Annotated in this window: 13 protein-coding genes; 9 read left to right on the top strand and 4 right to left on the bottom strand. The window is 65.2% G+C overall.

The window, feature by feature from the left end:
- The first annotated feature begins 112 nt into the window (after positions 1-112).
- Positions 113-1312 carry an MFS transporter gene (locus K9U15_RS00900; RefSeq protein WP_367316857.1) on the top strand — a complete coding sequence of 400 codons (1200 nt, stop codon included), beginning with the start codon at positions 113-115 and terminating at the stop codon, positions 1310-1312.
- Between the two features lie 158 nt (positions 1313-1470).
- On the opposite strand, the gene K9U15_RS00895 is transcribed toward K9U15_RS00900, so the two are convergent.
- The gene (locus K9U15_RS00895; protein WP_301155441.1) at positions 1471-3141 is read right to left on the bottom strand and encodes an amidohydrolase; all 1671 of its coding nucleotides are present in this window, start codon (positions 3139-3141) and stop codon (positions 1471-1473) included.
- Positions 3142-3495: 354 nt separating this feature from the next.
- Here K9U15_RS00895 and K9U15_RS00890 point away from each other — a divergent pair, with 354 nt between their 5' ends.
- Positions 3496-4734, top strand: a complete 1239-nt coding sequence (locus tag K9U15_RS00890; RefSeq protein WP_301155440.1) for a hypothetical protein — start codon at positions 3496-3498, stop codon at positions 4732-4734.
- 287 nt (positions 4735-5021) lie between these two features.
- On the opposite strand, the gene K9U15_RS00885 is transcribed toward K9U15_RS00890, so the two are convergent.
- Positions 5022-5402: a response regulator transcription factor gene (locus tag K9U15_RS00885; protein ID WP_227115342.1), complete on the bottom strand. Its 381-nt coding sequence runs from the start codon at positions 5400-5402 to the stop codon at positions 5022-5024.
- Positions 5403-5796: 394 nt separating this feature from the next.
- On the opposite strand from K9U15_RS00885, the gene K9U15_RS00880 reads away from it, so the two are divergent.
- Positions 5797-7284, top strand: a complete 1488-nt coding sequence (locus tag K9U15_RS00880; RefSeq protein ID WP_301155439.1) for a helix-turn-helix transcriptional regulator — start codon at positions 5797-5799, stop codon at positions 7282-7284.
- A 34-nt stretch (positions 7285-7318) separates the two neighbouring features.
- On the opposite strand, the gene mscL is transcribed toward K9U15_RS00880, so the two are convergent.
- A complete protein-coding gene (mscL, locus tag K9U15_RS00875) occupies positions 7319-7768 on the bottom strand; it encodes a large conductance mechanosensitive channel protein MscL (protein ID WP_096227604.1) in 450 nt (149 codons plus the stop codon).
- Positions 7769-8048: 280 nt separating this feature from the next.
- Here mscL and K9U15_RS00870 point away from each other — a divergent pair, with 280 nt between their 5' ends.
- From K9U15_RS00870 to K9U15_RS00860, 3 genes are all read left to right on the top strand, one after another.
- A complete protein-coding gene (locus tag K9U15_RS00870) occupies positions 8049-9308 on the top strand; it encodes an isochorismate synthase MenF (protein ID WP_301155438.1) in 1260 nt (419 codons plus the stop codon).
- The gene (gene menD, locus K9U15_RS00865) at positions 9305-11179 is read left to right on the top strand and encodes a 2-succinyl-5-enolpyruvyl-6-hydroxy-3-cyclohexene-1-carboxylic-acid synthase (RefSeq protein WP_301155437.1); all 1875 of its coding nucleotides are present in this window, start codon (positions 9305-9307) and stop codon (positions 11177-11179) included. The genes K9U15_RS00870 and menD overlap by 4 nt, the downstream gene beginning before the upstream one ends.
- 258 nt (positions 11180-11437) lie before the next feature.
- Positions 11438-12358 (top strand): alpha/beta fold hydrolase, encoded by a 921-nt coding sequence (locus K9U15_RS00860; protein WP_301155436.1) that lies wholly within the window; start codon positions 11438-11440, stop codon positions 12356-12358.
- Positions 12359-12479: 121 nt separating this feature from the next.
- Here K9U15_RS00860 and K9U15_RS00855 read toward each other — a convergent pair whose 3' ends face one another.
- Positions 12480-13037, bottom strand: coding sequence for a TetR/AcrR family transcriptional regulator (locus tag K9U15_RS00855; protein WP_096227608.1), 558 nt, complete (start codon positions 13035-13037; stop codon positions 12480-12482).
- A gap of 319 nt (positions 13038-13356) precedes the next feature.
- On the opposite strand from K9U15_RS00855, the gene menB reads away from it, so the two are divergent.
- From menB to K9U15_RS00840, 3 genes are all read left to right on the top strand, one after another.
- The gene (gene menB, locus K9U15_RS00850; protein WP_096227609.1) at positions 13357-14196 is read left to right on the top strand and encodes a 1,4-dihydroxy-2-naphthoyl-CoA synthase; all 840 of its coding nucleotides are present in this window, start codon (positions 13357-13359) and stop codon (positions 14194-14196) included.
- Between the two features lie 98 nt (positions 14197-14294).
- On the top strand, positions 14295-17123 hold the full coding sequence (menC, locus tag K9U15_RS00845) for an o-succinylbenzoate synthase (RefSeq protein ID WP_096227610.1): 2829 nt from the start codon (positions 14295-14297) through the stop codon (positions 17121-17123).
- Positions 17124-17212: 89 nt separating this feature from the next.
- Positions 17213-18733, top strand: a complete 1521-nt coding sequence (locus tag K9U15_RS00840) for a basic amino acid/polyamine antiporter (RefSeq protein ID WP_096227611.1) — start codon at positions 17213-17215, stop codon at positions 18731-18733.
- The last annotated feature ends 140 nt before the right edge of the window (positions 18734-18873 follow it).

The raw sequence follows: 18873 nt of genomic DNA, 5'->3' as shown, positions 1-18873 counted from the left end.
GCCTCTTCTGCCGAAGGGGGATCGCATGCTAGTTCGCGATGGCAAGCTTCTAGGGAGAGTACCGTATGCATTCGTGATCGTGGGGTGTTGCTGCCTTCTCCAGGCGTTTGGCATGGGCCTCATATTGAACTGTGGAAGTCTGTTCTATGTTCCTGTCTGCGAGGATATGGGGTTTCTTAGATCGGAGATTGCCACGTACATGACAGGCTATTTCGTCGGAACGACGTTGGTAACGCCCTTGGCCGGAAAGCTTCTCTCACGGTATGACATACGCGTTGTCATGGCATTGGCCATCGTGGTGCTCTCGTTCTCCGTCGGAGTCATGTCAACCTACACGGCGATATGGCAGTGGCAGGCATCAGGGTTTCTCGTCGGGGCGGCTGGTTCGTGCATATTCGTGCTGCCTTCCGCGACGCTGGTGGGGAACTGGTTCGTCAAACGGCGCGGTATGGTATACGGCATTGTCATGGCTTGCTCGAGCGTATCGGCGGCAGTGTTCTCGCAGGTTCTGCACGGCATCATAGTGGCCGACGGATGGCGAGAGGCTTATTTGTTCGTCGGTGTCGCCTCGTTTTGCGTGATCTTTCCCTGTGCCCTGCTGCTGAGAAGGAACCCGTCCGACGTGGGTGCCGTCCCCTATGGGCTCGTGCCCAATAAGGTAGTCGGAAAAGCGTCAGTTGTACGAGGTGTTGCGGTGAAGGTAGCCGTGGTCTCCTTGGCGTTTTGGTGCTTGTTCGTATTCGCCGGTATTGCGTCGTTCATTCATGGAGGCATCGAGCAGCATCTTCCCGGTTACGTCGAGTCTGTCGGGTTCACCTCGTCATTCGCCGCAGCTGTGGTATCGGCCCAGTCCGTCGGATCGGTGGTCGACAAACTGGTCATGGGCTGGCTGAACGACAAGCTGGGGGTGCAGCGAACCACCATCATCGAGCTTGTGCTCATCGTGCTGGGCATTTTAGGGTTCGTTCTGCTGCACAACCCGGTTTTCCTCATCGTGTCCGCTGTTTTGTTCGGCGTGCAGGATTCGCTTATGTCGGTGAGCCTTCCTCTGCTCATTCGAGAGGTATTCGGTTCTAAGAACTACACGCAGATCCATGCGTGGATACGTACCGGCGTGGGGGTGTTCGGATCGTTTTCGGGCATTGTCGTCGGTGCGGCATATGATTTCGCAGGCACCTTCGTCCCCGCTTTTCTGGGATTGATGGTCATCTGCTTTTTGGCCATGGCCTGCATCCGCGTTGCCTACCGAACAAGCAAGGGATTGGTTTGGGAAGCGACGGGCTGCGTATCGGATGGAGACGCCAAGAAGTAAGAGGATTGCTATTTCCCGATTGCAGAAAGCTTTCATAGTGCTGGACGGAGTCAAGGGGGGCCCGGCTGCTTGCGGCCGGGCCCCTTGTAGATCGTTCGCTTGCGGCGGACGCCTCTTGTGCGATTGTTATGACGGCCACAAGCTGACGCCAGGGGCGTCTACCGCTCGTACATCACTTCGCCGCCCAGGATGGTCGTCGCCACCTTGGTGGTTCGGTAATCCTCCACGTTGCCGGCGATGAAGTCGTTGTCGAACAGGCACATATCGGCGAAGCTGCCCACCTCCACCGAGCCCATCTTATCGTCGTCGTGGCTGAAGAACGCCGCGTTCTTCGTCCACATGATGAGGGCCTGGATGGGCGTGACCTTCGACTCGTCGCCCTTGGAGAGCGTCTTGCCCGTGGTCTCGTCGACACGGGTAATGGCGTAGTACATGCCCAGCAGAGGGTCGGGCGTCACGACGGGGCAATCCGAGCTGCCGCCGGCGATGATGCCGTTTGAGAACATGAGGCCCGGCGACTGGAAGCGCTCGACCTGCTCGGGCCAGAACAGCGGCTCCTCGCCCATCTGGGACACGAGGGTGGGCTGCAGGCACACGCCCACGCCCAGCTCCTTCATGATGGGCCACTGGTCCTCGTAGGGCAGCTGGTAGTGGATCAGGTAGTGGCGCAGCTCCTTCACCGGGCGGATCTTGTTGGCCTCCTGGAAGGCGTGCAGCGCGCGGTCCTCGCTCGCGTCGCCGATGGTGTGGATGCCGAACTGCCAGCCGAGCTCGGTCGCCTTGCACACCAGCGCGTCGATCTCCTCCTGCGTGTAGATGGTGTCGCCGTAGAAGCCGGGGCGCTGGCGGTACTCGCGGCGGCTCATGGCGGCGGTGAACGCGGCCGTGATACCGTCGAGCGTGACCTTGCAGCCGTTGAGCTTCAGCATCTCGTCGCCGAAGCCGGTGACGCAGTCCATCTCCTCCAGGCGGCGCAGGTTGTCCTCGAAGGAGCCGAACTGCGGGTCCAGGTAGAACATGAGGTTGCCGCGGTAGGTGAGCTTGCCCTGCTTGCGGGCCTCGTTGTAGATGTGCATCTGCTTGTAGTTGAGGTTCGCGTCGATGGCGCTGGTGATGCCGAAGGAGTTCAGGCGCTGCCCGATGAGCACGAGGCTCTCGAGGTGCTGGGCGTCGGTAAGGGCCGGCTTGGCCTTCAGCATGGGCTGGAGCGCGCCGTTCTCGTACAGCAGGCCGTCGAGCTCGCCGTCGTCGTAGTGGCCGATCTCGGCGCCCTCGGGCTGCGGGGTGTCCTTCGTGTAGCCGCACGCCTCGAGCGCGAGAGAGTTCGCGGCGATGGTGTGCACGGACATGTGCAGCAGGAACACCGGGTTGTTCGGGGCGACCTCGTCGAGCTCGCGGCGCGTGATGACCTCCTGGCTGTCTTCCCAGATGAGCTCGTTCCAGCCGTCGCCCTCGATCCACTCTCCGTCGGGGGTGTTCGCGGCCTTCTCGGCCACGGCGTCGAGGATGGCCTGGCGGCTGGTCACGCCGTTGAAGTCGAGGTTGAGCATCTGCTCGCCGGTCCACTTGCAGTGCATGTGGCATTCGACGAAGCCGGGCGTGAGGATCTTGCCGGAGGCGTCGATGACCTCGGTGTGCTCGCCGATGAACTGCTGGACGTCGGTGGCCGTGCCCACGGCGATGACCTTGCCGTCCTTGGCGGCCACGCCGCCGTCCTCGATGATGGGGAAGTCCGTCTTGCCTTCCTTCACCTCGTCGCACGTGATGGCGACGGTGTAGATCTTCGGATGCTGGATGACCAGGTCTGCCTCGGGATACCAAGTGCTCATAACAGGTTCTCCTTTTCCTTCGATACTATCGCGGAAAAGCGGAAGAGCGCCTTTGCCTGCATGCGGCAATGCGGCCGCACCGGTCGGCGTTATCGTGAAACCATGAATCATCCCCGCTGCACAGCATAGAGTAAAACTCGTCCTTCCTGCCACCGGCCGTAAGGACGATATCGCGGGTATGATCGTACTTTCGGCCGATTCCCTTCCGGCGGGGGCGTGGGGTAGGATGGGCCGCAACGTAATCCTTCCTCGGAAAAATCCATAACGTGCTGCAAAGGGCGACAAGGGCGGCCATCTGCCTGCTCGCCAGGGGTTTTGTGGCAATACCAATCGGAAACGAGAGAAGGTGTCATCGTGGAGAACACGATCATCGACGACGATGCGACCATCGTCGCAGACGCACCCGCATCATCGAAAGCACCCGCGACGGCCGTGTCCCGCAAGGAGATCCTGCCGGCGTTCTGCATCACCGTCGTAGCCGCCATCGCGCTGTACGCGCTCATGAGCTACGTGCAGCCCCTGCTCATGAACAACAACTTCATCTACGACTTCGGCACCATGATGACCGGCTGCATCGAGGGTTCGCCCCTCTACCGCGTGGCCTGGTTCTTCGCCGACCTGACCGAGGGCTCGTTCATCGCGGCGCTCCCGGCCTCCATCGGCATGATCATCATGGGCTTCGTGGCCGCCGCGCTCGAGCGCAAGAAGTCGGCCCACGCCGGCACCGGCGTGGCGGGCAACGGCCACATCTTCACCACCATGTTCGTGACGACCTGCCTGTCGCTCATCCTGGGCCAGCTGCTCTACGGCGGCCTGTTCGCCAGCGGCTGGATTCCCACGTTCGCCACCGTGCTCACCGTGCAGGTGTTCGTGATCTTCTACGGGTCCGACCTGAAGAAGGTGGCAACGTCGCTCATCCTGGGCACTATCGTCACCTGCCCGGTGTGCTACGCCCTGCTGTACGGCATCGTGTCCCCGCTGGGGCTGCCGCTGTTCATCGCCGTGTCCGCCGGCGTGGCCATCGTGGTGCCGGTGTGCTCGCTCATCTTCCGCCTCATGCCGTGGATGACCATCCCGGCGCCGGCCGAGGGCGCGAACCCCACGGACCAGAACAAGAGCAAGTTCTTCGTGCACCAGATCTTCGGCGACATCGGCCAGCTGACCATCTGGGGCAGCTCGTGGGCCACGATCGGCATGTACGTGGGCGGCATCATCTCGTGGGTCATGAACCCGCTGCATCCCGCATACGGCTCCGGCAACTTCCCCCTGCTCATCATGGTGCAGGTGGTCACGGGCGCTCTGGCCATCCTCATCTGGTACCCCAAGTGGAAGAAGACGGGCATGGCCTTCACGTTCGCGGGCATCGTGTTCGCGTCCGCCGTCGTGAGCACCTATCCGCCCAGCTGGGCCATCGTCATCCCCACCATCCTCATCGGCGCCGTGGTGTTCGCGCCGCTGGTCGAGTGGGTGCTGAAGGTGTTCCGCTTCAAGGGAACCTACCATCCCATCTGCCTGATCCAGGTTGCTATCTTCACGGTATGCACCGTATGGTCGTTCGCCGTCATGTACCTGATCATGCCGATGCTGGCTTAACTACCCGGTCGCAGCGCGCACCGGCAGGCGCGCTCGACATCTTATTCCTCGAGCCCCTCGCCGCATTCAGTCCCCGCGGCGGGGGGCTTTTGCGCTGTGCGGTTAAGGCGCGGCGGGGGAGGACGTCCGAAGAGGCGCCTTCTGCGAAAAGGCTTTAGCTAAGGTGCTTCGGCTGCCGAGGAGCGCTCCTCGGGTCCTTCGCTCCGGGGGGGGGGTGGCTGGCTTCTTGACGATATCCCTCGACTTCGCGCCTTCTGTGTTCTGCTTGGTGCGGCGCTGCGCAGAGGCTAGCGTGCCGCGTCGTGCAGTAGGGCGACGAGCGCCGTGCGGTTGGGCACGTGGGCTTTGGCGAAGATGTTCTGGATGTGGGATTTGACGGTGGAGAGGCTGATGCAAAGCCGGAGGGCGATCTGGTCGTTCGTGAAGCCCTCGGCAATGAGCATTGCAACGTCGCGCTCGCGCGACGTGAGGGCGGAGAGCAGCGCGTGCTGCGAAAAGGCAGGTTGGCTCGCGTTGGACTCCCCGTGGCCTTGCAGCGGGGTGACGCGGACGGTGAATGCGCAGGCGTCGAAGGGATCGTCCTCGACCTGCATGCGGAAGCAGAGTCCTTGGGCGTTCGTGAAATCCAGGTAGCGTTCGGAGCCTTGGGCCGGTGTTCGGGCGGTCATGGCGAACAACGCCTCCCTTCATTTTGACGCTCCCCTTCCGGGAGCGACCCGGAAGGGGAGCAGGGGGTGATACTTGGTTTCCGCTTTCTCGCGAAACTTCAGTAGTCTGTCGCGCTCGTGCCCGTCCCCCTGTTTCACCTCCTTGCGGTATTCCTTCCTCGGAAATGCCGGGCAAGGCGCACGTGCTGGATAAAATAATGAGGTTTTGGCTTGACCGGCGCCATCCTCCGCCAGAGGTGGTTTACGCCTCCTAGGCATCTCACCCCATAAGTATTAGATGTTTTTAGATCAGGTTTAGGTATACTCGCCATGGACGTGAGAGAGGGCTATGCAGCCGGTTTGACGTGGGGTTGTGCGCTTGATCGAGAAGTCGATTGGTATCGGGGGGAACCATATGGAGGCTGAGGGCGCCCGCTCTTGCGGCATGCGCAAAGTTGTCCACGACGTGCGGGAGCAGCCGACGCTTTTCGTGGGCTTCACCGCCTATAAGACGTTCGCCGTCCTGCTGTTCCTGGACGGCTTCTTCTTTCCCGGCACGTTCCAGGTGGCCGGTTTCGAGCTCTCCACCATCGTGCCGTTTCTGTTCATCTGCGCGGGCGTATGCCTGCTCTTCGCGTTCCGCTTCAAGAAGATCAAGGTGTTCGACAAGGATGCGTACCTCTGGTTTCTCGTGGGCAGCATGGTGCTGGGCGTGTTCTTCCTCTTCATGGAAACGCATGCGGGCATCGCGGACGATGCATTTCGTTTCGCGACGCTGGCGCTGGGCATGGTGCTGCTGGCCGTGGGAACCATGGGCATCCATATTGAGCTGGGGCGCATCTTCGGCATGCTGGGAATGACGCCCACGCTGACGTTCGGCATTGCCTCGGCACTTGCCACGGGGGTGCTGTCGCTGGGCATCGCGCTGCTCGACCCGCTGCTGCGGTGGGTTATCGCCTTCGTTTTACCGGCTTTCGTCGTGCTGCTGTTCTACTGTGCGAAGGGCAAGGCGTTCCCCGACCAGAAGGTGCTGTACCGCGAGTCTACGAACGACCTGCTTATTCCCTACCGCTTCATGGCCACGTCCGTCACGCAGGGTTTGGCGCTGGGCATACCGCTGGGCTTCTTGAGCTTCTCGGGCTTTCTCTCGCAGATGCTCGACTCTGTTGGGTACTTCTTCGCGGCATCGCTCGCCTTGCTGGCGGTGCTGGTGCTGCAGATGGACTTCAACCGTTCCATCTACCAGATAGGGTTTCCGCTTGCGGGGGCGGGTTTGCTGGCGGTGGGCGTGCTGGGGCCGACGTCGGTTATGGCAGGCGTGCTGCAGGTGACGGGCTTCCTGTACCTCGACCTGGTGCTATGGGGTTTGGGATCGTATCTCATCAAAAACTGCGACCAGCCGGCCACCTGGGTTGCCTCTTGTCCCAGCACGGCGCTCATGACGGGGCGCGCGCTGGGCATCGTGGTGGGCAGCGTGGCCCTGCAGGTGCTGGCGGGCTCCGAGCAAGTCGTGGTGTTCTTCTGCGCTCTGGCCTTCTTGGTGCTGATGATGGCGTTGCTGCTGACGAACAATGCGAACATGCGCACAGGTTGGGGGTTCGTGCGTCCCGGCGATCCCGACGAGCCCACGGACAGCTATCGCACCTGCGAGGTGGTCGCGCAGGACTTCGGGCTGACGCAGCGCGAATTGGAGATCATGTACAGCCTGATAGAGGGAAAGTCGCGCAAGGAGATAGCCGAGGATCTGTACATCACCTCGAACACCATCAAGACGCACCTGCACAACCTGTACGGCAAGCTCGACATCCACTCCGAGAGCGACTTGAAGGCGTTTGTGGCGAAACGCGAGCGGATGTTCTCCACCGAAGAGGATGCCGTGCCCCTGCCGCCCGAGCAGGTATGAGGGCGGGTGCGGCAACGCTCGACAGGTGGACGTCCTACGCCTTGGCAGTGAGGCCGGCGGGCTCGGGCAGCTCGGCCGTGCAGTGGGGGCAGCGCGTGGCGCCCTTGGTTACCTCTTCGAGACAGTACGGGCAGTGCGGGGCCCTCTCCTCCTCGGCTTGCTTGCCGTGCTTCGCCAGCGAGCGGGCCTTGTTCAGGGCCTTCACCATGAGGAACACCACGAACGCGATGATGACGAACTGAATGACGGCGTTGATGAAGCTTCCGTAGGCGATGGCGGAATCGCCCGCTCCCAGCGGCAGATACAGCTTCAAGTTCGAGAAGTTCACGCCGCCGGTGAACGCGCCCACGATCGGCATGATGAGGTCGCTCACGGCCGAGTTGACGATGGCGGTGAACGCCGCGCCGATGACCACGGCCACGGCCAGGTCCATCACGTTGCCCTGATTGATGAAATCCTTGAATTCTTGGAGAAACTTCTTCATGGAGGCCCTTTCGTTGTAGATCGTGACGCTTCGTCCTCGGAAATTCATTTCAGTATAGAATGCGACCCGTGTGCAAACGAGAAGTTCATGGAATCGTTGACCGGCGCACGCCGGCAACCCCTCGCGGCCGCGATCGGGAACCCGGCGCTCGGACGGGTATACTATGGGGCTGTGCAATCTCGCGCGTTGCTGCTCCCGGACGATCGGAGGACCTCGTGAACAAAGTGAAGACCATGGTGAAGACGGCGCTCGGCTGCGAGCCGGCGCGGTAAGGAGCGTCATGACCAAGATCCACTCGCATACCCTGCCGATCGAGGCTGATATCGTCGATGCGTTCTGCCTGATGCAGAAAGGGTTCACCGACCAGTTCGTGTACTACGACAAGCAGCGGGCGTGCCGTTATATGGGGCTCGGGCGCTGCATTGCGCTGCCGACGCTCGACGAGGCCGAGAGCGAGCTGGAGGGGCCGGTGGAACAGCCGCCCGTGTACTTCTCGTTCAACCGCTTCGATGCGGAGAACCCGGCCCCTGCCGACGAGCTGTTCGAGGCGTTCCCGCGGCTGAAGTTCATGCTGCCGGAGATCGTGTTTATTGAGAACGAGCGGGGCACGCTTCTGCAGGTGAACTCGTTAGGACCGGTGTACGCGGGGCGCATCGAGCGGTTCGCGCGCCAGGCGCTGGCCGCGCCGCCGCGCCGTCGCATGACGGTGCCGTACCGGCTGGAGCCCGACTCACGCGAGGCATGGCGCGCGGCCGTGGGCGCCGGTTTGGCGGCCATCGAGACGGGACGCGTGGACAAGGTGGTGCTGTCGAGGCGGCAGCGCCTGGTGGCCGAGCGGCCGTTCTCATCGAAGGACCTGCTGGTGAACCTGATAGACGGGCCGGCGCGCGGCACGGTGCTCCTGTACCGCTACGCTGACGTGTTCTTCTGCGGGTGCACGCCCGAGCTGCTGGTGCGCAAGCGCGGCGCCGAGCTGGAGAGCATGTGCCTGGCGGGCACCTGCCCGGCCGGCGGCTCCGAGGATGAGCGCGCACGGCTGGCCGCCGAGCTCATGGACGACCCGAAGAACCGCGCCGAGCACGACTACGTGGTGCGGTTCATCCGCGAGGTGTTCCGGCGCACGTGCTACGGCGTTGACGTGCCTGCCGAGCCGGGCATCCTGCCGCTCACGCACGTACAGCACCTGTGCACGCCGGCGCGGGCGCGCCTTTTGGAGGGCGTGGACCTGTGGTCGATGATGGAGGACCTGCATCCCACGCCGGCCGTGGCCGGCACGCCGGTGGGCGAGGCGAAGATGCTGCTGCGCGAGGTGGAGGCGTACAACCGCGGCTTCTTCGCGGGCGCGTGCGGCTACGTGGACGGCGCCGGCGACGGCGAGTTCTCGGTGGCGCTGCGCACTGGCGTGTTCGACGGCGAGATCGGCTGGGTGTACGCCGGTTGCGGCATCGTGGAGGGCAGCGTGGCCGACGACGAGTACGACGAGATAGGCATGAAGCTGAAGACGGTGCTCTCGGCATTCGACGGGGGCGAGGCGCGATGACGGCCGACCCGCAGGCGACGGCGCTGTTCCTGGGCGCGTTCTTCGACGAGCTGGCGCGCTGGGGCGTGCGTGACGTGGTGGTGAGCCCCGGGTCGCGCTCCACGCCGCTGTCCATGACGGCGTTCGAGTTGTCGCGGCGCGCGCCGGAGCGGATGCGCCTGTTCGTGGACGTGGACGAGCGCGGCGCGGCCTTCTTCGCGCTCGGGCTGGCGAAGGCGAGCGGGCGTCCGGCGGCGCTCGTGTGCACGTCGGGCTCGGCGGTGGCGAACTACTATCCGGCGGTCATGGAGGCGGAGTCGTCGCGCGTGCCGCTCGTGGTGCTCACGGGCGACCGGCCGCCGAGGCTGCAGGGCCTCGGCGCGCCGCAGACATGCGACCAGCTGAACGCCTATGGCAACCACGTGCGGGCGTTCCGGCAGATGCCGCTTCCCTCGGGCGACGATGCGGCGCTCGCGTTCGCCCGCCAGGCCGCGCGCGAGGCGGTCATCGCGGCGGGCGAGGGGTGCTTCGGCGGGCCCGCGCACTTGAACTTCCCGTTCGACGAGCCGCTCAAGCCCGATTTCGGCGTGGAGGGGCTGTTCGAATCGGCGCAGCGCGCGAATGTTTCACGTGAAACATCTGTTCCTGTTGCGAGACAGCTCGCGCTCGGCGACGCCGAGCATCTGGCCGTGCTGTTCGCGGGAAAACGTGCGCTCGTGTACGCGGGCGAGGGTACCTGCACAGGCGAGCTCGAAGCCGGCAAGGTGCTCAGCTGGGCGCGAGCTTTCCGCTTGCCATTGCTCGCGGATCCGTTGTCCGGTCTGCGGTCTTCGGACGACCCCCTAGTCATCGACAACTACGACTCCGTGCTCGGCCCGGGCGGTACGGTTCCCGATGGCCTTGCGCCCGAGGTGGTCGTGCGGTTCGGGCGCTATCCGGTGTCGAAGAAGGCGACGCAGCTGGTTGCCGCGGCGCGTCCGGTGCAGATCGTGGTCGACCCGCTGGAGACGCGCGACTGCAACGCGGCCACCGACGTGTTCGTGCGCTGCAGGCCATCGGAGCTGGCGGGGTCGCTCGGGTTCGCGTACGACGTGCAGACGATCGATTGCGATCCCGACGACGCGCAGCGGGCCTTCGCGCGCGCGTGGATCGACGCGAACGACGCCGCGCGCAAGCGCATCGCTTCGGTGGACGATGCGGAGGCCGGCTTCGAGGGCGCGTTCGTCCGGCGGGTCGTGGAGCTTGCGCCGGAGGGATCGTGCCTGTTCGCAGCCAACTCCATGAGCGTGCGGGCGCTCGACACGTTCTACCTGAAAAGTGCCAAGCGCCTCGCCATCCTGTGCAACCGGGGCCTCAACGGCATTGACGGCACGGTGTCCACGGCGCTGGGCGCGGCGCAGCACTTCGCCCAGACCACGCTGGTCACGGGCGATCTCACCCTGCTGCACGACCTGAACGCCCTTGCGCTGCAGCGCGAGCTGCGCTTGCAGCGGGAGGCAGCGGCGTGCGTCTCCGCCTCGCTCGACGCGGCGTCCAGCGAGGCGGCCAGCGCCGTAACGCCCGGCCATGCGACCGATGCGGCATTCGACAACGTCGCGCCCGGCGCGGTTCCGAGCATCGTCATCGTGCTGCTGAACAACAACGGCGGCGGCATCTTCGATATGCTGCCCCAGAAATCGGAGGACCCGTATTTCGAGCGGCTGTTCCTCACCCCGCAGGACGTGGATTTCCGGGCGGCTGCGCAGGCGTTCGGCGTGCCGTACCGCCGCGCCGACACCGTGCCGGCGTTCGACGAAGCCTACCGCGCGCTGCTCGGCACCCCCGGCATCTCGCTCGTCGAGGTTCGCGTGCCGCTTTCGGGGTTGAAGGATCGCTATGCCCCGTACTGGTAGAAGGCACGGCGACGCTTTCCAAGTGAGTGGCGCTATAAATAACCAAAAGAGTCATGGACAAAATGCAAGGCTATGGCAAGGGTCGTTTGGACAGCGCGAGCGAGGCCGAAGAAAGCAAGCATCTAACCTTGCGTATTGCTTGGCTGCCAAGTCTCCAACGTCGAGGTCTCGCTTGTGCGGCCCGATTTTCGACCATAGCCTTGAATTCTGTCCACTATCTTCTGTCCGTATCGGCACCGCAGGGAAAGAGGCCGCACCATGGCGAAACGAGAGGGGTTCTTCCAGCATGATGGCGCGCGCTACCGCTTCGCCGTCTGGGAAAGCGAGGCTGCCGAAGCCGCGCCTGTCGTGCTGCTGCATGGCTTTGCCCAGAGCGCCGCAAGCTGGGATGGCATAGCCGAGCTCTTGGGCCGCACGCGCTCCGTCGTGGCGCTCGATCTCGTTGGCCACGGCGGCAGCGACCGGCCAGAGGGTGCTGATGCCTATGCGCTCGGGGCGCAGGGCGAGATGCTGCTGGCGTACCTCGCATCTCCGGTTGGCGTTGCTGCCCTCGCCGCGCCAGGAAGGTCAAACGGAGGTTCCGCATCGGCTGCGCAGGGCTCTCGGAAACCCTTGGTGGTGGGCTACTCGATGGGAGGGCGTGTCGCGCTTGCCGCCGCCAGCAGTCAGCCGGAAACGTTCGCCCGTTTTGCTGGGGGCCTCGTGCTGGAAAGCGCCGGGCTGGGCCCGGTTGACGAGCGCGAGCGCGAAGACGCTGCCGAGCGCGATGCGCGCAACGCCGCAGCCCTGCGCCGCGACGGGCTCTCGGCGTTCATGGATGCCTGGGAGCGCCTGGACCTGTTCGCCACCCAGCGCGACCTGCCTGCCTCGGCCCGCGAACGCATGCGTGCCAGTCGTCTGGCGAACGATGCCGAAGCCCTCGCCCGCACGTTCGAGCATGCTGGCCAGCACGCCATGCCCGCGCGCGTGGACGTCCTTGCTGCGCTCGCCCCGCTGCGCGCCAGCGGCGCGCCGGTGCGGTATATCGCTGGAGCGCTCGACGTGAAGTACCGCACGCTTGCCGAGGGCTTGGAGGATGAAGGGCTGTGCGAGGTGCGCATCGTGGCCGGAGCGGGCCACAACGTCCACCTCGAGGCGCCTGCGGCTTACCTGCGTGCCCTCGAGGGATTCCCCGGATAGCGCCGCGCCCCTTAGCCCGCGCGCCCGGCGAAGGGGCGCGGGTACGAACGGCGGCGGGAGTGGGATGGCGCAAGGGCCTCTGCGCACCGTGCCATTCCGCTCCCGGGACCCACGGTGTTCCTCAAGCGCGGGGCGTCGTCAGCTTCAACAGGCTCTCGGCCTGCGCCTTGACCTCTCCTACTTCTAGATCGGGGTGCTGGAAGAGCCAGAGCCTGACGATGCCCACCCAGCCCGAGGTAACGTAGTGGAACAGGAATTCCACCGCCTGCTCGGACATGTCGGGGTTCGCCTGCTCCCAGCTTTCGTGATAGGTGGCATGCAGGTGGGCGAGCACGCGATCGATGAGGTTTCCCTCGCCACGGTTCTCGAACACCGCCTTCGCCACCACGCGATGCTCGGCCACGAAGTCGATAATATCCGAAGAGATGGCGTACACGTCGGGCGGTAGCTTAGCCAAGCGCTGCCCCAAGCCGGCGAACAGATCGTCCTGCATGGCCAGCAACAACGCGAACGGATCCGAGTAGTACTTGTAGAACGTCTTGCGCGAAATGCCCGCGTCGCCGCAGACCTCGCTTACCGTGATGTCCGACACGGCCTTGCTCTGCAGCGCCCGCTCGAACGACGCGAACAGGCGCTCTTTGGTACAGCGTTGTCGGGAATCCTTCGGTTCGACGTACATCGGACCTCCTCGCTCGGGCTTTCGGCGGGTGCGGGCACCATTATAGTACGACCGGACCGGGCTTTTTTCGCCTCCGCCTGCCGCTGCGAGATTCGCCGTCCTCCCGTACGTTGGCTGGTGCGGTCCTGCAAAGACGTGCCGGGGGAAGGAGCGCCTGCTCCGTCTTCAGGTTTTCGTTGACGGCCACCGTTCTTTTTCGGAATTATTCTGCGTTCGGCTGTTTCAGGCTTCGGGGCGCGTTAGTATATGCTCATCTTACCGAACATTTTTCCCTAACAGACGTGCTCGGACGATCGGGGCGCGCAACGAAAGGACGGCCATGGGCGATACCGCGTGGCAGGCGGGCAAGGCATACCGCGAGATCATCTACGAAACCTGCGATGGCATCGCCAAGATCACCATCAACCGGCCCGAGCGCCGCAACGCCTTCACGCCGCTCACGGTGAACGAGCTCTACGACGCGTTTACCGTGGCGCGCGACGACGCGGCCATCGGCGTGATCATCCTCACCGGCGCCAACCACGAGGGGCGCTCCGAGGACCAGGCGTTCTGCTCCGGCGGCGACCAGAAGATCCGCGGCAACGGCGGCTATGTGGGCGAGGACAACATCCCGCGCCTCAACGTGCTGGACCTCCAGCGCCTCATCCGCGTGGTGCCCAAGCCCGTCATCGCCATGGTGAACGGCTACGCCATCGGCGGCGGCCATGTGCTGCACATCCTGTGCGACTTGTCGCTCGCGGCCGACACGGCCAAGTTCGGCCAGACCGGCCCCAAAGTGGGCAGCTTCGACGCGGGCTACGGCGCGGGCTATCTGGCCAACATCGTGGGCCAGAAGAAGGCGCGCGAGATCTGGTACCTCTGCCGCCAGTACACGGCCGCGGAGGCGCTGGAGATGGGCCTGGTGAACAAGGTGGTGCCGTTCGACCAGCTGGAGGCGGAGTGCGTGAGCTGGGCGCGCGAGATGCTGGCCCTGTCGCCCACGGCGCTGCGCTTCATGAAGGCGTCGTTCAACGCGGCCACCGACGGCCTGGCCGGTATCCAGCAGCTCGCCGGCGACGCGACGCTTCTGTACTACACCACCGACGAGGCGAAGGAGGGTCGCGACGCGTTCAAGGAGAAGCGCGCGCCCGACTTCACGCAGTTCCCGAAATTTCCGTAGGGTCGGGCAGAGTCGTCAGGGAAGCGTCGTGCAGCTCGGCGGGGCGGCTTCCCGGGAGCAAGACAGGATGCGAGGCAGGAATCAGGAACGGGTAGGCGATGATCAGCGCATTCGAGAGCATGGTTCGCCGATACCCGCAGCGGACGTGCTTCACGTACGTCGACGAGGCGGGTCAGGAGGCGCCGTATTCGTACCGCGAGGTGCGCATGCTCGCGGCTGCCCTCGCCCGCTACCTGCAGTCGAAGGGCGTGCAGCGCGGCGGTTGCATCGCGGTCGACCTGCCGAACTGCCCCCTGTACGTGATGCTGGTCCTGGCAGCCGCCTACGGCAGCTTCACCATCGTGACCGTGAACAACCGGCTGGCCCCGGGCGAGAAGCTGGCCCGCCTGTTGGAGCTGGAGCGCTGCCTGGGTGAACGCGTGGCGTTCCGCGTGGACGAAGAGAACGCGGCGGGCCTGTTCGACCACGCAGCCGCCCTGCTCGCGGGCGAGGAGCGCTCCGATCCAGCCGCCGTCCGCCCTGCGCGTCCGAGCTTCACGGCGCGGACCTCGGCCGCCACGGCGGCGCCGCGCTCCACGCGCGGCCTGGGCCGGGCGACTTCCAACCGTGCGGCGCGCCGGCGGCGCGACGAGACGCAGCGGCAGGACGCGCTCGAGGAGATCATCCACTTCGCCGAGCGCTCTGCCCACGTGTTCGACGCGAAGGCGCGGGCGCTCATCATGTTCACCTCGGGCACGACCGGCAAGCCGAAGGCCGTGCCGCTGGCCTGGTGCCAGGTGTGTCGCGCCGCCGAGGCTTCGAACGCCGCCCTCAACAGCCCCGGCGTGGGCATGTGGCAGGCGGCGCTGCCGCTGTACCACATCGGCGGCTTCCAAGTGGTCGTGCGCAGCCTGCTGGGGCAGGTGCCCTTCATCCTCTACCGCCGCTTCGACGCCAAGCGTCTGCTGGCCGATGCGGCGCGCTCCCACGTCACCCACGTGTCGGTGGTGGACAAGATGCTGCAGGACCTGCTGAACGAGGACGAGGCGGACACGCTGAAGGGCTACCGGTGCATTCTGCTGGGCGGCGCTGCGTCGAACCCGCATACGCTTGGTCGCGCCACCGCGGCCGGTGCTCGCGTATACGCGAGCTATGGCATGACGGAAACGTCCAGCCAGATTGCCCATGCGCAGGTCACGCCTTCGTTCGACGGGGGGTTGCGGCTGCTGCCGGGCTACGAGGCGCGCATCGTCGACCCCGACGCGCAGGGCTTCGGCCGCCTGGCGGTCAAGGGCCCCGGCGTGTTCGAGGGCTACCTCAACGCGCGGGCGGCGCACACGGTGGACGGGTTCTTCCTCACGGGTGACACGGCGGCGCTGGCGGCCGGACGGCTGTACGTGAAGGAGCGCACCACCGATATGTTCGTGTCGGGCGGCGAGAACGTCTACCCGGCCGAGATCCGCGACAAGCTCGTGCGCGTGCCCGGCGTCGCCGAAGCCTACGTGTTCGGCGCGCCCGACGCCGTCTGGGGCCGCCGTCCCATCGCGTTCGTGGAGCGCGAGCGTCCCGCCGCCCCGCAGCGCACGGAGCCGGTTGCGCCGCAGCAGTTCGCCGCCACCGTGCGGGCCAGCCTGAGCACGCGTCTGTCGAAGCTCTACCAGCCGCGCTGCCTCTTCGTGCTCGACGAGTTCCCCCGCACCGGCATCGGCAAGATCGACCGTGCGGCGCTCCAGGCACGCTACGAGCAGCGCATCGAGGTGGTGCGCGTGACGCTGCACCGCATTCGCCTGCCGTTCCTGCAGCCGTTTAAGACGGCGAAGGGCGTTCTGCGCGACCGCGAGTCCGTCATAGTGGAGGTGGAGGATCATGCCGGGCGCACGGGCCTGGGAGAATGCGTGGCGTTCCCCACGGACTGGTACCTGCCCGAGACGCTCGACCAGGACGTGCGCGTGCTCAAGGAGGTGCTGGCCCCCCTGGTGCTGAACGAGGCGTACCTGCATCCCTCCGAGGCCAGCGCGTCGTTCGCCGCCTGCGCGGAGGCGGCCGCGTTCCCGCTGGCGCAAGGTGCGCTCGAGCCGGCGCTGTGGGATCTGTACGGCAAGATCGTCGGCAAGCCGCTGTGGCAGCTGATCGGCGGCGCAGTGCCCCACGGGGGAGCTGCGGCGGGCCAGGCGTCTGTGCCGGCGGGCGCCGTGGTGGGCATGGGGGCGGCTGCCGACACGGTGGCTGCGGTGCGCCGTTGCGTCGAGGCGGGCTATCGCCGGGTGAAGCTGAAGGTTGCCCCCGGGGGCTCGCTGTCGTCCGTGCAGGCGGTGCGCGAAGCGTATCCCCGGCTCATGATCACGCTGGATGCGAACCAGAGCTTCGCGGAGCACGACCTGGAGGAGCTGCGCGCCCTCGACGCGTGCGGCCCTGCCTGGATCGAGGAGCCGCTCGACCCGCACCGCCTTCCCGGCGTCGGGCCGACCGACCTGTTCGACCGGCTGGCGCGCCTGCAGCGCAGCCTGCATACGCCCATCTGCCTGGACGAGTCCATCGCCCGCCCGGCCGATCTGGCGCGGGCGTTGCAGCATCCTGAACTGGGATGCTATGCGCTCAAGATTGCCAAGATGGGCGGCGTGCAGCCCGCGCTCGACTTCCTGCGGCTGGCGCAGGTGCGCGGCCTTGGCGTGTGGATGGGCGGCATGTACGACACCGGCGTGTCCAAGCGCTTGCACGCCGCGTTCGAAACGCTGCCCGGCATCGACGCGCCCGGTGACGTCGGCGCCACTGCACGCTACTTTGCCGTGGATGTCACCGATCCGCCGTACACGGCCGAGCGCGGCCGGGTGACGCTCAACCGCACCGGCCATCCGAACGGCCTGGGCTGCGACCTCAACCGCTCCTCCTTGGCCGACGTTCTCGTGGACCGCACGGTCATCGAGCGGCAGCGCCGTCCCCTTCGTTAACGGCATTCAAAATAATGCATAACGCTCTGACGTAATGCAGGGCGGTGGAGTATCATGATGCGGTCAACCCGACGAGGAACGGTGGTCCCATGAGCGCTTCCGCATCGCACCAATCCGCATCGACGATCGAGGCCGCCTCGGCGGTCGTGCCAGCTGCATCTGCCGACATCCCCCGCCCGCAGGGAGGCCTCGGCATCTTCCGGCTCGTCACCACCGTCATCACGCTCATCTTGGGCGGCGGTGTGTTCTCGCTGGCGGGCGACCAGGCGGCTAACGGCGCCAGCGGCGCGGCAATCCTCACGGCGTGGGGCATCTCGGCGGTGGGCGTACTGTGCCTCGTGCTGACGTTCTTCGCGCTCTCGCGCATCAAGCCGCAGCTCAAGGGCGGCATTTACAGCTACGCAAGCGCCGGTTTCGGCGATTTCCTCGGTTTCAACAGCGCGTGGGGCTATTGGATCAGCGCGCTTCTCTGCACGGTGAGCTTCTCGGCGCTCTTGTTCGGCGCGCTGTCGTACTTCTTCCCCATTTTCGGGGAGGGCAACAACCTGGCGTCCATCGTCGGCGCGAGTTGCCTCATCTGGTTCTACGTGTTCCTCGTGTCGCGCGGCATCAAGGAAGTCACCGGCGTGAACGCCGTCATCACCATTTCCAAGGTCGTGCCCATCTTCGTGGCCATCACGGCCATCATCTTCCTGCAGAAGTTCGACCTGGGCATCTTCATGGCGAACCTTGCGACGGGAGCCGATCCCAGCCTGCCGTTCTGGGAGCAGGTGAGCGGCACCATGATGGTGACCATCTGGGTGTTCGTGGGCATCGAGGGTGCGGTGGCCATCTCCGGGCGCGCGAAGAAGGAGCGCGACGTGGGCAAGGCCACCATCATCGCGTTCGTGTGCGTGCTGACCATCTACCTGCTGGTAAGCGTTTTGAGCATGGGGGTCATGCCGTTGTCCGACCTGGCGTTGCTGGAGAACCCGGCGCTCGCGGGCGTCATGGAGGTGGCCGTGGGGCAGTGGGGCGCCGTCCTCATCAACTGCGGCGTGGTGCTGTCGCTCGTGGGCGCCATGCTGGGTTACACCGTGCTCTCGAGCGAATCGCCCTACGAGGCGGCCGAGCAGGGCGTGTTCATCAAGGCGTTCGCCAAGACGAACAAGAAGGGCGCCCCTATCGTCACGCTCGTGGTCACGAACATCATCATCGAGGCGTTCCTCGTGATCATGCTGTTCTCGGACAGCACGTACCAGTTCTTCTACACCATATCCGCCGGCATGATCCTGCTGCCGTACCTGCTGTCGGCAGCGTACTTCGCCAAGCTCACGTTCACGGAGCCGCAGGCATTCAAGGGCAAGGTGGGCGGCAGCCTGGTGTTCTGGCGCATCTTCGGCATCGTGGGCGTTATCTACAGCTTCTTCCTGGCGTTCGCGAGCGGCGCGGTAGGGCTCACCATCATGTCGCTTCTGTACGCGCCGGGCATCCTCATGTACATCAAGGGGAAGAAGGAGCGGGGCGAGCCGTACCTGCGCAGCACGCTGGACAAGGTGGTGGTGTTCATCATCCTGGCCGCCGCTGTGGCATCCATCGTCCTGGTAGTCACCGGCCAAGTCGTGCTGTAGGGCCGGAACGAGCGCGGTGCGCGGCTTTGCAGCCTACCGGTTGAAACTTTGCCGTTCGCATCGTACCAGCTGCTTGCCGCGCCCGCACTCCGTCCGCTTCCGTATCGCTTTCCGGCTGCTCGGGCAAATGACCCGTTCCC

The organism is Gordonibacter sp. RACS_AR68, from assembly GCF_030418485.1.
Taxonomy (GTDB): domain Bacteria; phylum Actinomycetota; class Coriobacteriia; order Coriobacteriales; family Eggerthellaceae; genus Gordonibacter; species Gordonibacter urolithinfaciens.
Note: the sequence above shows the minus strand (reverse complement) of the source record. Positions and strands in the feature narration are given on the sequence as shown.